This is a genomic window from Niastella populi (assembly GCF_002078015.1).
In the GTDB taxonomy this organism is placed as follows: Bacteria; Bacteroidota; Bacteroidia; order Chitinophagales; family Chitinophagaceae; genus Niastella; species Niastella populi.
The window spans coordinates 26,072-41,637 of record NZ_LWBP01000196.1; the positions used below are offsets into that span (position 1 = coordinate 26,072).

Below are 15,566 nucleotides of genomic sequence, written 5' to 3' on the forward strand. Positions count from 1 at the left end.
CAAAATCAGAAATTGCTCTCAGTAACCGGCGTTCTGGCTGAACGAGATATAAAGGTTTACATCGTTTATTTTTAAAGGCAGCCAGTAATTCTTGTCCTCAAACTTGCGGGTCACCAGTATCCTTTCTCTTATATTGACCGGTTTGCCATTTGCGTCGCGGTCGAAATCTATCGCGGTCTTTTCCCTGTACTTCAACTGCCCGGCAAGCAGCCACCGGCGCAGGTCGTTATAACGGAACTCTTCTTCAAAGCCAAGTTCCATGGCGCGTTCGCGAATGAGCTCACTCATAAACATATCCTTATCGGTCACATACTTTTGGGCCACTTTTCCGGCCCCGCAACGGTCTCTTATTTTGTTGAGCGCCTCTTCAGGTGTGATATAATTCGGCCCTGTACTGGTTGCCGAACCATAGCCATGCAATACTGCTTCGGCATACATCAGGTAAACATCGGCCAGGCGCATATATGACAGGTGCATATAGTTATTGGGGAAATTGTCGATATTATTCGCTGTCATGGGAGTGAGTTTCCGCAGCAGGTAACCGGTACGCCCTATTGCCGAATGATCGCGGCTGGGCCCGGTATTTGAGAGGTTGGCATACCTGAACTTTTCTTTGTCGGCCGGGGCAGACCCTTTTATGATCTGATCTTTGTCAATGACGATGTCGTGGTAAAAACGCGGATCGCGGTTAACCCATGGGTTGGCCGGGTCGTAGCCCGATTGTGGATCATCGATGGGCAGGCCGTTGGCCATGCCGTAATTTTCTACAAACCGCGCATTCGGTGATGCATACCCTCCACCTATATTTCCTTCGGCAAAGATCGAACTTGGGCCCCAGGGACAACCGGCAAACCACGAACTATACACCGGGTTTTGAAAAATGGCTTCCGGATAGCCGGGAATGAAACTTCCTCCATTGGTATAGAAAAGATCGCTGTAACGGGTATAATCGATCAGCCTCACCCAGGTTGCGCGGCTGTCGACCAGTTTCAGCAACTCAGCAAATGCATCAGCCGCTTTTTTGCAATACTCGATGCTGTAACCTGTATTACCTGTAGACGACCTGTTCATCAGCGGGCTGCCTGCATACAGGTAATTCTTACCCAGATAGCCAAGCGCAGTGACCTTTGTAATGCGCAGCTGGTTTTTACCCAGCGTGGCCTTACCGGCATCGGTATTGTCCCAGTCAACCGGCAACAGTTCGGCCGCCGCTTTAAAGTCGGCCGCCGCCCGGTCGGCCATTACCTGGTAATCAAGACGGGGCAAATTCAACTTTGCGCTGGGTGATAACACCGTATCGATGTATGGGAGCCCGCCCCAGTACGTCATCAATTCAAAATGGAACCAGCCTCTGAAAAACAATAACTGGCCTTTTATCAGGTCTTTCTCCTCCTGCGTACCAGCGAGTTTTTCAAGATTGGCCAGGCCTAAATTGGCTTTGTGAATGCCGTACCACGAGTTTGGCCATAAGCCTTTGCCGAATCCGGTAGTTGGGTCGGGATTATAATTGGGCGCATCCAGCCAGGAGATCCATTCACCGGTTGTCCATGACCACGAATCTCCGTTATCCAGTTGTTCATTCAGCCAGGTTACGCCGGTCTTGTGAATGATCTCATCGCCCAGGATCCAGTCGCAGGCCCAGGTTTTGCTGGTATATTCGGGTATCAGGGAATACAGCTCTTCCGTAAACCCCTGGAAATTTGTAAAATTTATATATGCATCCGTTGGTGAAACATCTGCGGCGGGCGCCCTGTCGAGATACCGTTTACAGGAAGAAAGCCCCGTTAATGCCAGCAGAAAAAAAACGGTTATAATCAGATATGAATACCTTCTCATATAGCAAGCTTTTAAAAAGTTACATTACACCCCAGATTGATACGCCTGATGGTAGGATACGCAGTGGCTGCGCCCATACTTACTTCGCGATCATCGGGCATTTTCGTCCATAATAACAGGTTATCGCCATTAAGGTAAATGCGGAACATGTTGATGCCTATATGCTGAAGCTGCGCCAGCTTAAAAGTGTAGGCGACCTCTGCGTTTTTCAATCTCAGGTAGGAGCCGTCGTACAAATAAGTGGTGCCGTAATAGGGCATTACGCTCGCATAACGCGGCATGGGCACATCGGCATTGGGATTGTCTTTTGTCCAGTAGCTGCCTTGTTTATACACATTGTCGTAGTGGTATTGCCCCGAAAAACTAACGAGTTGCAGGTAACGGTTTATGTTATTAACGCCATAGAACTGCACAAAGGCGCTGAACCCTTTCCATTCAAAACCCACAGTGGCATTATAGGTGTTCTGCGGCCGTTCGGGATAACCATAAGGAACGCGGTCTTTATTATCTATTACGCCATCGCCATTATAATCAATCATGTTCAGGTTACCGGGCAATTTCTGGTTGTCATAAGTATTGAGGCGGATGCTGCCATACACTTCATCCCAGGTATTATAAAAACCGCTGCTTACATAGGAATAAGCCTGGCCGATAGACTTCCCTGCCCTTTTCTGGTATTCATCCAGCAAAAGCGCGTCCTCTCCTTCTATGATCCTGTCTTTGGCATGCGTCATGGCAAAGTTTGCCCACAGCCTGATGCCTTTGGGTAATGTTTTATTTAATCTCAATTCAATTTCATATCCTTTGTTACGCACCTTACCTACGTTGGCTGTTGCAGGCTGTACGCCGAAATAAGAAGGCACCGAACGGGAAGTACCGGCCAGCAGGATATCGGTTCTGTAATCGTTGAACACTTCCACACTGCCTGAAATTAAACCGTTCAAAAAGGCATAGTCGAGCCCGAAATTGGTCTTTGTCACTTTTTCCCAATGAATATCCGGGTTGCCGCTGCTCGTGCGCGCTTCGGCCCACCAGGTATACGGACTGTTCTGGCCAGCCGACGAGCCCAATGGGGCATTGCCGCCATAGGTCCAGGTGGTCATATACAGCCAGCGGCCGTTTACATTATCATTGCCTACCTGCCCATACGAAGCGCGCAGTTTCAATGTATTCAGGAACGTCTGGTTTTGCATGAAGCGCTCATTGCTGATCATCCATCCTGCTGCTGCAGAAGGAAAGAAGGCAAACCGGTAGTTGGGGCCGAACTTTTCAGAACCGTTGTAGGCGCCATTGAATTCGGCGAAATACCTGCCGTCGTAATTATAGGTAACCCTGCTTACCCAGTCTTCCCGAAAATGCTCAAACTCACTGCCGGTAGCATATTTATCGCGGCTGAACATTCCCATGGCGGTAACATCGTGCCGGCCGAACCGCCGCGCATAGTCTACCTGTAACTGGTAGAACAATTTGCGATAGGTAGCGCCGTTTTGCACGGCGTCGGGATTGGGATTCCAGCGCGGGGGGATCCAGTCGAATTGATTGGTGCCTAAATACTGGCTGTATTTCTTTTCACCGGTTACGGGGTCGATGTATTCCTGTTGAATATTTCCATTGTCATAAATACCACCCTGCGATACGAATGAATTATCGAAGGAAAGCGTTCCCTTTGCTGCCAGTCCCTTAAGAAGAGCGCTGAGGTCCTGCCGTAAGGTAAAATCGGTTGTGATGCGGGTAGTAGTCGTTTTACGCACGCCGTTGTTACCCATTACTGCCAGGGAGTTTATGGTAGATACTGTTTCCAGCGGAAAGTATCCCCAGCCGCCGTCGGAATACCTGGGATAATAAATATTGGGTGCGTTATTATAAATACTTTGCCATATCCGGTACTCCCAGCTATCCTGTCCATAGGCATCCTGCTTTACACCATAAGAGCCGGCCAGGTTTGCGGTAAGTACGGTTGACCTGGTTAAATTGAAGTCGAGGTTGGTACGCGCATTCACCCGGTCGAATCCATAGCCGGGTTTATATGACTTTCCGTTATCTATTTTTTTTATGATATCGCCTTCATGCAGATAATCTACCGATGTGAAGTATTTAACCAGCGGAGAACCACCCGAAATATTAAGGCTGCCGTTGTATGACATGACATGGTCTTTCACCAGTTGTTTTTGCCAGTCGATGTTCGGATACCGCTCGGCCTCTTCCTGATTTGCGGGATGGCGATATTTTTCGAGTTCGGCATAAGGCACATAACTATACCAGGAAGACGGTGACACACCCAGCTCGCGCTCGATGGCCTGATTGCGGATCCTTATTGCATCGTATGCATCGTGTTTACTGGCAAGTTTTGAAGGGATCTTCACGGTGGCATTACCGGTAAAACGGATTTCCGCCTTTCCTTCCCTGCCCCGTTTTGTGGTTATAAGAATTACGCCATTGGCGCCTTTGACGCCAAAAACGGCAGTAGCGGATGCATCTTTTAAAACGGAGATAGTTTCAACAGAACCGATATCCACGCTGTTCATCGGGCGTTCGATACCGTCTACCAGAATCAGGGGATCGCTGTTATTCCATGTACTTTGCCCGCGGATGTAGATCCTCGGGTCTTCCGCTCCCGGCGTTCCCTGTGTTGCTACCGTTATTACGCCGGGCAAATTTCCCGTTAACGCTGCACCGAGGCTCGAAACGCCGCCTGTTCTTTGCAATACGTCGCCTTTCACCTGCGATATGGCGCCTACCAGGCTTTGTTTTTTCTGCCTGCCGTAACCTACCACAATCGTACTGTCCATCGATAATGAGGAAAGCACCAGTTTTACCTGAATGTATTGTTTGCCTTTCACGGCCACTTCCTGCTGTGTGTAACCGACATGCGAAAAAACCAGTACGGCCTTTTCATTTACCACGGTCAGGGAGAATGTACCGTCTGCTTTCGACATGGTGATATTTTCGGTGCCTCTTTCAGCAATGGTCACCTCCCCGATGGGATTGCCTTTGTCATCTGTAATTTTTCCGTTTACAATTAATGCAAACCTGTTTGATGCCGGTTTACCGGGCATTCCGAAATAAAAGCCGTTTACCATACTATCCGCGCGTGCGGGCAGCGATATGAGCGCGAGTGCAAGTATGTTCAGGAATATGGCCAGCAGGTTTTGGGGGGCAAAGCAGTGCCTGCGGAACAAAAGGTCCCGTTTACAATTTTTCATATCGTAGTTTATAATATTAAATAGAAGTCTGCCTGGCCCGGGAGCAGCAAACTGCCCGGCCAGCAATGAATGTCTTTGGTCTTCGCAATTGATGTGAAGTGGTAACTAAGAAATGATATGAAGTAGTATTCAGGTAATTTTTTTCATATGGCAGTAGTTAATGGTTAAAAGATAGTTTTGGCATTATGATCGTTAGTGACTAACGGCAATCGATTCAGGGAATTCAGTGACCGTCACTTTCAAAGTTAGTTAAGCCACTATAAAAGGAAGCGCTCGATTGTTTGAACTTAGGGTAAATATGTTCGATAGTACGGTCGTTGCTATTCAAAACCTGTCCAGTCAATTTCAATCCTGTTGTTATCTTTCGACACAACGAACAGATTATGAAGGTCCGGCTCAAACCGCAGCAGGGGAATTTTTACAGGTTGCCATTTGCCGGCGGCAGCAACCTGCATTTCAGCCAGTACCGGCCCCTCGCTGTCATTTATGCGTATTTGCAAAGTGCCGCCGTTTGGCGACTGTACCATTGCGGTAACCGACCTTAATTTCTTTTTTCCAAAATCGACATTGTTATATTGAACCCAGGCCCCGGCGCCCTCCAATATCGTTTTCCAGCCCTGAAATTTTTGAGCGGTATCAAGAAAAGCTATCGAGGCTCCCTTGTCAGCAATAGCACTATACCGGTCGGTTTGGATCTGTGTGTTGGCTTTTGTGACGCCAATGCCCCGGTAAGTAGGCACCACTTTGCGAATAGTGCCATCGGCGTTAAAGAACAGGCTGTCGGCCCGTATCGACCTGGCTTTGTCGAAAGCCGGAGAATAATCATTATGATGATAAAACAAATACCATTGTTCTTTAAACTGTATAATGGAATGGTGGTTTGTCCAGCAGCCAACCGGCGATTCATCCATAATAACACCGGTTATTTTAAAAGGGCCCAGTGGATTGTTTCCCGTTGCATACTCGAGCCGTTCGGTTTTATTTTCTACATGGGGATAGGTCATATAGTATATTCCGTTCCGTTCGAACAGGTACGGCCCTTCTTTCAGTCCTTTGTTTGGCAGATCGCCCAATACCACGGGACCGGAAGCAAGCTCCACCATATTTTCTTTCAACTTTGCGCCATAGATATGTCCCTGTGACCAGTACAGGTAGGCCTGCCCATCCTTATCGATAAACACATTGGGATCGATACCCCTCACACCATCGATGGGCAAAGGCTGCGGTACAAATGGCCCTTCGGGTTTTTCGGCAATGGCCACCCCAATGGTGAACCCGCGGACCCTGCTGGTATCTTTTGGCATGGTGGGGAAATAGAAATAATATTTACCGTTCCGGTATATACAGTCCGGCGCCCACATACTATAACTATCTGGCCTAACCCAGGGTACGCTGTTCTGGTGAACGATCATTCCATGATCTGTCCAGTCGGTGAGGTTGGAAGAAGAGAACACATGGTAATCTTCCATACAAAACCAGCCAACGCGGCCACGGCCTTCGGTGGCCAGGATATCATGCGAAGGATACACGTATACCCTGTCGCCAAATACCCGCGCGGAAGGATCGGCGGTAAACTGATCACGGATCAATGGATTTTGCGCATTCAGGCGGGTGGCAATAATAACAAGCAATACCTGCAGGCCCAGCATTATAATATGGTTGCGCATAGATGAGTTATTTACTTTTTAAATCGTTTACGGCTGCCGATAAAAAAATATAGGAGGCGCATATATCGATCACCACTTCATTTTCGCCCCATAAGAATGGCCAGTCTTCCTTGTTCTCGGGGAAATCGGGTTGCAGTAATAACAGCCCGGGCACAACGCCGCCGGCGATATAACTGAAATCGGCCCTGTTGATACCATACGTCACTTTTTTGGAGCGGGTTCCCACAGCGGAAACAAATGACAGGTTATGGTAGGGATGACAACCATAAATATAGTTCAGCCCCTTGTATATATATTCTGCACCAATAATATCCGGGAACAACGTATGCGCATAATAATTGGTTATTGCCCAATTGATGATCGTTGCATTACCGCCCCACCCTCTTGCCGTCATCGGCACCCCGAACGGGTTCAGCTTATTGTAACCGTCGCTCATAGTTTTGAACTTCACTACGTATTCGCGCATTTTGTTCTGATAATCCTTATCCATAAATGGATAAGCCTGCAATGCCACGGCCATGCCAAACTGCAGCGACCTGTCGAGCGCCGGGAAGATCATGGATTTGAAACGACTGGCATATTGTTCGTCTTTTGTGGCAACGAACAGCTGCAGGGCTGCCGCCAACTCGGAGTTCCTTCTGAAGGCTGCCATGAACCCGGTATCGCTGCCGGTCGTTTGCCTGGCATTCTCACTCCATAATTTGCGGGCGTACTGTAAACATCGCTGCGATAAGGAATCATTGTAACCTTTCAATGCCCGGTGAGCTGCAGCCAGGGCGGCAGCGGTATGATAGTCGAGAAACGGGCTGCGGTTCGTAAAAGCCCACCTGTCGTCCTTTGTGCCGCTGGACCTTCCATCACTTTGCCAGGGCTTCAGGCTAGAATTATAGGGAAGATTGTCTGTTTCTGTAGATGCATCGCCGAGGTGATGGTATTGATGCAGGTACGGTACAATAATGCCGCGTACCGGGTGGCCGATATTTTTCACTTGCGCCACCAGGTTCAGGGTGCCATGTTCTATCTGCTGTAACAGATCGGGTTTTCCGTCGGGACGATGGATATCTACATACCGTGTTGCCTGATCGATAAAAGTTTCATCGCGGTTCAGTTGTAGTTTTTCCCATGCAGCCACAAAACTTAAAATGGCGCTGCAATGCGATCCGGTTTGAATGTCGAAATCACCGGCATCGAACCAGCCGCCAACCGCCAGCCCGGGTATGCGTTCGTACGGTTTGTATTTTGTATCGGTAACCGGCCCCATTTTGTAACCATCGAAATGCTGATGGTTCACGGGCGCCTGCAGGGCATCATCGAGGAACGGAACGCCATGCCAGATGCGGTAGGCTTCATTCACCTGCATGTGGTCCATTTGCACCGGGAACCACACATCCAGTGTCGGGTGCCAGCTATCTTTATAAATATCCTGCCCTATCGTAAAAACATTTGTTTTCTGATCGCCATATTGAATAAAATAAAGTCCGGGCTCTTTTACAGCGGTGAAATCGAACTTTACATAATTATAACGCAGGTATTGACCCCATGGCTTTGTTTCCGCTTTTAGTTTTTCTACCGCAGTGCCGTCGGAAGTGACCTGAAATAGCGATGCTGACGGTAATGGCAGATCGTTTTTATCCAGTTCAATAACGGCTGTTTTTTCCTGCAGCGGCCGGTAGCCAACCTGTGAAAATGCGATCATGGGCGCGCGCTTCCAATTGGGTATTGCATTGGCCTCGAGGTACCAGCTGAGCACTTTCCCGGTCTTATTTGCCGGCAACAGACTGCGTACGATGAACCACCCGTTCTGCGCCAGGTTTCGTCCGTCAAACAGCATCAATGCCGCATCAGTTGAATGGATCTTCACCAACCGCTCCGGATCTTCCGGTGCCAGCACGATCGTATTACCGGCGGCCAGTGGTTGCGGAACGATAAATTCGTTCCTTTCCCTGTCATCAAAAGTAGTATGCCCTGCAAACTGGGGTATTCTATGATCGGCAGATGCTATTTTGGTTGAACCGGCAGGGTACAATGGGAAGCTGCCTGCTTTTCCATCGACCAGGTAGCTCTTTTCAAAATAGGCCGTAGGTAAGAACTCGAGATTGAAGCCGGCCTTGCCTTCCAGTTTTTCCGGCAACGGTTTATCGAGGAATACACTGATCTCCACGCCATTGTCTTTTGCCATTACAGTGATCCTTGAATTAAAACCAAACTCATCATACCTCAATGCGGTTTCTATGCTGTTTTTTTGCCTGTCAACTTTCCTGCCGGTCAATGCAGGCACCAGGTCCCACTGTTCAGGTGTATGCTGTAAACGTACTGCGCCGCCGGTAGCGGTTCTTACGCCGTGATGGATCAATTCGATACCAGCGGTCTTTTCATCGAAGAACATGCCGTTGTACTGGCTGTTGAAGACCAATATATTTACGCCGGGTGTTTCAAAATAGGCCGAATCGTTCAATTGCAGTTTTTGTGCATAAGCAACCGTTGAAACAAGCAGGCAAAAAGCAATGGATAAAGTTTTCATATCGTAATAGTTTATGCAGCTTCATCGAGGATCACCGGAACAATTCCTGTGCAAAATTGTACAGGTTATTCCGCCATACCGGCCAGGTATGTCCGCCGGGGTATTCGCTGTATTGGTATTTGATATTCATTTCATCGAATTTGGAAAGCATGATCTTACAATTGTTGTAAGCAATGTCTTCCTTTCCGCCCATGGCGATCCACAGGCGTTTCAGGTTGTTGTTGATGGTTGCCGCATTGCTTTTCATGAATTCATATTGGGGCGCGTATAGCGCAGGTTGATTTGCCCACCAGCCCGAGCTGAAAACTCCCAGGTACGAAAACTGCTGCGTGTTTTTTATGCCGGCATACAATGTTTGCAACCCGCCCATCGACAAACCGGCAAGCGCCCTGTTACCCGCATCTGTTGCTGCCCGGTAGTTCTTTTCTACAAACGGTATTACCTGCTGTTTCAGATCATTTTCAAAAGTTCTCAATGCCTGTTCATTGAATCCGGCGATGCCGGTGCTGAAGTTGCCATCCATCATAACGATGAGCATGGGTTTTGCTTTTTTTTCAGCAACCAGGTTATCGAGGATGATATCGGTTCGCCCCTGTCTTACCCAACCGCTTTCATCTTCGCCACCGCCATGCAACAGGTACAACACAGGATATTTTTCATTGGAATTTTCATCATAACCGGGCGGAGTATAGATGAATAAGCGCCGCCATGAGTTGGTAACGTTTGAATAGTATCTTTTTATTCTTACATCGCCATGCGGCACATCCTTTACAGCATAATAGCCTCCGCCGCGGAAAGGAATTTCAATACCGCTTGCCATGCGGCCCATGCCATAGAAGGTTTCACTGGCAGGATCGGCTACCGCAACACCATCGATCAGCAAAGAATAGTAATGAAAACCTTCACTTACAGAGTCGGTAGTAACTTTCCAGTATCCGCCGGTATCCTTTACCATGTCGTACTTTTTAACCAGGTCTATCTGCATTTTTTGCGCGTTTGGCGCTTTGGTGCGGAATACAACGCGGTTGTCGGGCAGGATCTGCGGATAAGCGGCCGATCGTACGTTTGTTGATGCCGGTGAACCCAAAATCGTATACTTCATAAAGGTGGAGGTATCAACCGGTTTAAACAGGAATTGGGAGAACATGTACAGGCCGTTCTTCCAAACCTTAAAATCATGTACGCCGGGTTCAATATAATAGATGTGAGGTACGCCGTGTTCATACAGGTAATCGTGTGTACGTTTGCTGAATGCGATCAGCCTGTCGTTATCGCCGCAGGAGATCCATAACAGTTTGAGTTTCTTTTTTGCCGCTTCCGGGTCAGGCACCAGTTCTTCCGGCTTTTTAGTGTTTGGGGCCGAAGAGAAACCACCCACCCAGGCAAACTTATCCAAATTGCCGAGGCCGAAGTTCAGCGATTGTCCGCCGCCCATTGAAAGCCCGGCTATGGCGCGGTGCTCCCTGCTGGTAAGTACCGGGTATTTTTTTTCAATAAAGGGAATGAGGTCATTCAGCAGGTCCTTTTCAAAATCGGCGAATGCCTGTACTTTATCGGGCGCCATAATATTACCCGTGGCGCGATCGTCTTTCATAGCCCTGCCGTTAGGCATCACCACTATCATTGGCTCAATTTTACCTGATGCATACAGGTTATCGAGGATCACCTGCGGCCTTCCTCCTTTCAACCATTCCTTTTCATCGCCGCCTATGCCATGCAACAGGTATAAAACCGGGTACTTCTTCTTTTTTGAAAAACCCGGCGGGGTATAGATGAGCGCTCTTCTCGTTACGCCAACCGATTTCGAATTATAACTGACGGTATCGATCTTCCCCTGCGGAATGCCGGTGCGCAGTGAATCGAAACCGGCCGGCGCCTGTTGCTCCCGCTCCTGTGCATGGATCAACGAACCGCTTAACAAGAAGACTATGGCAAACAATAATTGTTTCATATATCCTGGTATTTTACTTATGACTTTAACGGCTTATTTAAGCATCACTCCTGCTTTTATCTGCGTAAAGGAATGCGGCGGGAATGTATATGTAAACTGTTTTCCCTTTGCGTCAAACACTTTTTTAACGGGAACGTACTGATCCTGTTTATCGTATTCATATACTTCGTTCAATGAAGCGCCGGCAATAAGGCTGGCTTCGGCTTTACCGGTAAAGCTGCCGGTTACAGGTACGATGCCGGCGGCAATTGCCTTCTCTTTGTGCCGGTTCACTACATTGATGTAAACTGTATTTGTTTCTTTCGACCAGGTGGTGGTAACATCGAGGTAAGGAATGTCGTTAAATTTCGGCGTATTGAACTTATCGCAGTAAACATCGGTATCTACCGATGTTCCGCGGCAATTATTTGAAAACGCCCTGAAAATATAGAACAGGGGTGTTTTAAACGTTCCCTTTTTGTTGTCATTTGCCAGTAACGAAGTGAGCAGGGTAAAATTCGCCATCTTAACCACATCGGCATGGCGCAGAAAAGAATTGAAACATTGCGCAACAGGTAGAACAGATAGCGTATTTCTCGACATCAGCCCCCACTCGTCTACCGTAATATAAATTGGTTTTTTGATGCCGTTCTTTACACGTGCCGTTTCTATCTGGGCTGCCGGTATTGTTATCTTTTCTTCAAAATCCATCGCACTTTGCCCGATATAATTATAATAATCATCTGATCTTTCCCAGTACCGGTGGATAGATAAATAATCGATCTTGTCGCCCAGTCCCTCCAATACTTTCCGGTTCCAGTCGATCCATATGCCTGTAGGTTCATACCAGGAAGAACCGGCGGCCACCAGTTTGATAGTACTGTCAACCGACTTCATGGCTTTGGCCGCTTCCCGGCCAATTTTTACGTAATCTTCTGCCGTTTTGTAACCAAGCTCCCAGGGATAACCGTCTACTTCATTGCCGAGGTCCCAGATCTTAACATTGTATGGTTCCTTATGGCCGTTTTTGGCGCGCAGGTCTGAGTAATACGTTCCCTTTGGATAGTTACAGTATTCCAGCCAGTAAACGGCATCTTTTATATCGCCCAGACCGAGGTTCACACACACCACATTTTCACTGCCTATCGCTTTATTCAGGGCAAACCATTCATCGGTACCCACATGATTGTTGTCTATACCGCCCCATGCCAGGTTGATGCGCGCCGGGCGCTGTGACCTGTCGCCGATACCGTCCTGCCAGTTATAGCCCATTAAAAAATTCCCGCCCGGCCAGCGCATATTGGTGATCTTTAATTCTCTCATGGCTTCAATATAGTTCTTCTTAAAGCCATTCTCATCGGCCAGTGGCGAAGCAGGATCGTATAAGGTCCCATACAGCGTATTGAACTGTACCGAATCGGGCAAACCGAATCTTCTACCGTTAAACTGTATCGGTTCCATAAATACCCCGTAGATGCCGGGATCGATTTCGCCTATGTTCCTTTCAATATTTATTTTAATGGTGGCCTCCTGCGCAGGTAGCAGGGAAGGCAGCAGGATCAATAATGCGAAAAGTCGTTTTTTCATTTGAGACAGGTTTTGATTGTGTGTTACTTAATAACCACCTTCACCACTTTCAGGTCTTTTTCTGCAGAACTGTTTCCATATAACAATTCGTATTCGCCTGCAGCTACTGTCATTTTCCTGGAATTGCTATCAAAGAATTCAAACGCGGAAGGCGGCAGGCTGACAACAGCCGTGGTGGTTTTGCCGGCAGCAAGGGTCACTCTTGTAAAACCCCGTAAAGTTTTCAGCGGACCATCGCTATCGCCCGTTTTTCGAACATACACCTGTACTATTTCCGTTCCGTTGCGTTTGCCGGTGTTCGTTATGGGTATGGATAGATCGAGGTTTTCGTTGTTGCGGATCTCCGTTTTGCCAGGTTGTGCAGTACCAATGGAGAAAGTGGTGTAACTTAATCCAAACCCAAACTGAAAAAGCGGATCGGCCATATAACGGTAGGTTCTGCCTTTCATGGAATAATCTTCAAAATCGGCCAGTTGCGTGGTATCGCTGTAAAAAGTAACGGGCAATTTACCCGAAGGGTTGTAGTCGCCGAACAATACATCGGCAATGGCCTGTCCGCCCGATTCGCCGCCGTACCAGGCCTGCAGAATGGCATCACAGGTTTCAGTTTCAGGCGCCATTCCGATGGCCGAGCCGGAGCAATTGACAAAGATCAGTTTTTTACCTGCCGCCTTCAGTGCTTTTAAACAATTGCGTTGTACTTCGGGCAATTGAATATCTGTACGATCGCCGCCTTTAAATCCCGGGTAGGAGACCGGCATTTCTTCTCCTTCCAGCAATGTGGAAAGGCCGCCGGCAAATATTACCACCTCAATGCCTTTGAGTTTATTGATGAGGCCGCTAAAATCAACATCCACTTCCCTGCCAAAATCAAATTCAATATTCGCCTGCCAGTTGTTCAATTGGGCAAAACGCACTTCTATTTTATATTTCTTACCACCCTCTACCTTGTAGGGGATCCTTGAAAGCAATGTGCGCCAGTTATTCGTTCTGTTCACCAATGTTCCGTTTACATACAATTGCATGGAACCTGTGGCCCCGCATTTAAATACAATTTCCTCCGTTTGGGCCGCAGCGAATTCCGTTTCATACAATGCCGAAAAGTTTTCGAGTTGAACACCGGATGCAAATTCGTGCTGACCGGCGGTGGTTAATTTTAGCGGATTGGTTATCTGTTCCGTAATAACGGGTTCGCCTTTCAGCTCACGATTGTTCCAGTAAGTGGCTTTGAAACCTTTTTTGCCGTCGATGGAACATTGTGAAAAATAGCTTTGCGTTACTTTATTCTCCACCAGGTCGCAGCCCTTATCGTACAATACACTGCCGGCCGGCATTTTACTGCGCAGCCCATGGAGGATGTTGATCGTTCTTACCGGTTTGCCATTATAATTTCCCCAAAGCATAGGATCATTGTCGGCATTGGGACCTATTACAGCTATTTTTTTTAAGTTTCTTTTTAAAGGAAGGGTATTATTCCTGTTTTGCAGCAAGGTCATCGATTCAAGCGCCATATCGAGGGCCAGTTTTCTATGCGCTTCGTTATTGACTACAGACATGGGGATGTTCGCCCAGGGAACCAATGCATCCTCATCCAGATCGCCCAGGTCGATTCGCCCGATCAACACCCGCAGCAGGTGTTTGTCGATCTCCTGTTCGGTGATGAGGCCCCGTGAAACCGCTTCCGGCAGGCTTTTGTAGGCATAACCTTCCCAAACACATTCCACGTCGGTACCGGCCAAAGCACCTTTGGCGGAAGCATGTACCGCGTCGGATGACACTTTATGGCTGGTATAAAAATCGGTGATGGCGCCACAATCGGAAACAACCACATGTTTAAAGCCCCAGCTGTCGCGCAGGATGGTTTGCAGCAACCGGTTGTTGCCGCAACAGGGCTCGTCATCTAACCGCTGGTAAGCGCACATTACCTGGCGCACGCCGGCATCGATCACCAGCGATCTGAAGGCCGGCAAATAGGTTTCATACAGGTCGCGCGGCTTTACCTGGTACAGGTTTAACGTATGCCTGCTCCATTCAGGCCCCGAATGCACGGCAAAATGTTTTGCGCAGGCAAGTAACTTGCGGTACCTTGAACCGGCAGGCCCCTGTAACCCTTTTACCACGGCTACCCCCATACGTGAAGTAAGGTATGGATCTTCGCCATAGGTTTCCTGGCCACGCCCCCAGCGGGGATCGCGGAAAATATTTACATTGGGGGTCCAAACCGACAAGCTGAGGAAGCGCCGGTTTTCCTTTCCATTCCGTAATGCTTCATGATATTTTGCCCGCACTTCATCTGAAGTGGCCTCAAACACCCTGTACACGAGCGAATCGTCGAAAGAGGCAGCCATGCCAACAGGTTCGGGAAATACGGTAACGTTATCATTATTCGCCAGGCCATGCAGGGCCTCGCTCCACCAATTGAATTTTTTTATGCCCAACCGGGGTATGGCCGGCGACTGATCGAAGAGCAACGAGGCTTTTTCTTCCAGTGTGAGCCGTGTGATCAGGTCTTTTGCTCTTTCTTCCGAACCCAGGTTCGGGTTCTGGTAAGGCAGTTTCTGGGCAAAGGCGGGAGTTGAAAATAAAAAAGACAGGAAAATGGCGCGTAAAAGTACAAATCGGGGAATTCCGGAATTGAACGCCACTTGTTTTTCCCGGTACCCAATGGCCTGTTCTTTCCCTGCAATAAAAAGGATGTCATTTCGCATAGCAGCATCGTATTGGCAAAAAATTTTTGTACGGAAATCAAAAAGGTCAGTCGTACATTTAATAACAAAAATAGCCGGGCGCCCAATCGCGGCATGGGCCATTTGTGCGAAAGA

Annotated in this window: 7 protein-coding genes; all 7 read right to left on the reverse strand. The window is 48.2% G+C overall.

All coding sequences use genetic code 11. The features are described 5' to 3' along the window. Positions 1 to 18: 18 nt before the first annotated feature. The 7 genes from A4R26_RS21135 to xyl3A all read right to left on the reverse strand — a co-directional run bounded on the left by A4R26_RS21135 (position 19) and on the right by xyl3A (position 15,452). The gene (locus tag A4R26_RS21135; RefSeq protein ID WP_081168066.1) at positions 19 to 1,836 is read right to left on the reverse strand and encodes a RagB/SusD family nutrient uptake outer membrane protein; all 1,818 of its coding nucleotides are present in this window, start codon (positions 1,834 to 1,836) and stop codon (positions 19 to 21) included. An 11-nt stretch (positions 1,837 to 1,847) separates the two neighbouring features. After that, complete coding sequence (locus tag A4R26_RS21140; RefSeq protein WP_081168071.1) at positions 1,848 to 5,039, reverse strand: SusC/RagA family TonB-linked outer membrane protein; 3,192 nt, start codon at positions 5,037 to 5,039, stop codon at positions 1,848 to 1,850. 320 nt (positions 5,040 to 5,359) lie between these two features. After that, entirely contained in the window at positions 5,360 to 6,706 is a 1,347-nt protein-coding gene (locus tag A4R26_RS21145) for a family 43 glycosylhydrolase (RefSeq protein ID WP_081168075.1), read from the reverse strand. A 7-nt stretch (positions 6,707 to 6,713) separates the two neighbouring features. Continuing rightward, on the reverse strand, positions 6,714 to 9,227 hold the full coding sequence (locus A4R26_RS21150; protein ID WP_081168078.1) for a glycoside hydrolase family 9 protein: 2,514 nt from the start codon (positions 9,225 to 9,227) through the stop codon (positions 6,714 to 6,716). Positions 9,228 to 9,258: 31 nt separating this feature from the next. Continuing rightward, the gene (locus tag A4R26_RS21155; RefSeq protein WP_081168082.1) at positions 9,259 to 11,178 is read right to left on the reverse strand and encodes an alpha/beta hydrolase-fold protein; all 1,920 of its coding nucleotides are present in this window, start codon (positions 11,176 to 11,178) and stop codon (positions 9,259 to 9,261) included. A gap of 33 nt (positions 11,179 to 11,211) precedes the next feature. Then, a complete protein-coding gene (locus tag A4R26_RS21160) occupies positions 11,212 to 12,744 on the reverse strand; it encodes an alpha-L-arabinofuranosidase family protein (RefSeq protein ID WP_081168085.1) in 1,533 nt (510 codons plus the stop codon). Positions 12,745 to 12,767: 23 nt separating this feature from the next. After that, the gene (gene xyl3A, locus A4R26_RS21165; RefSeq protein WP_081168172.1) at positions 12,768 to 15,452 is read right to left on the reverse strand and encodes a xylan 1,4-beta-xylosidase; all 2,685 of its coding nucleotides are present in this window, start codon (positions 15,450 to 15,452) and stop codon (positions 12,768 to 12,770) included. Positions 15,453 to 15,566: the final 114 nt, after the last annotated feature.

Excerpts from the sequence above, each read along its gene's own strand:
- A4R26_RS21135 (WP_081168066.1), bottom strand. The coding sequence starts at position 1,836 with ATGAGAAGGTATTCATATCTGATTATAACCGTTTTTTTTCTGCTGGCA.
- A4R26_RS21140 (WP_081168071.1), bottom strand. The coding sequence starts at position 5,039 with ATGAAAAATTGTAAACGGGACCTTTTGTTCCGCAGGCACTGCTTTGCC.
- A4R26_RS21145 (WP_081168075.1), bottom strand. The coding sequence starts at position 6,706 with ATGCGCAACCATATTATAATGCTGGGCCTGCAGGTATTGCTTGTTATT.
- A4R26_RS21150 (WP_081168078.1), bottom strand. The coding sequence starts at position 9,227 with ATGAAAACTTTATCCATTGCTTTTTGCCTGCTTGTTTCAACGGTTGCT.
- A4R26_RS21155 (WP_081168082.1), bottom strand. The coding sequence starts at position 11,178 with ATGAAACAATTATTGTTTGCCATAGTCTTCTTGTTAAGCGGTTCGTTG.
- A4R26_RS21160 (WP_081168085.1), bottom strand. The coding sequence starts at position 12,744 with ATGAAAAAACGACTTTTCGCATTATTGATCCTGCTGCCTTCCCTGCTA.
- xyl3A (WP_081168172.1), bottom strand. The coding sequence starts at position 15,452 with ATGCGAAATGACATCCTTTTTATTGCAGGGAAAGAACAGGCCATTGGG.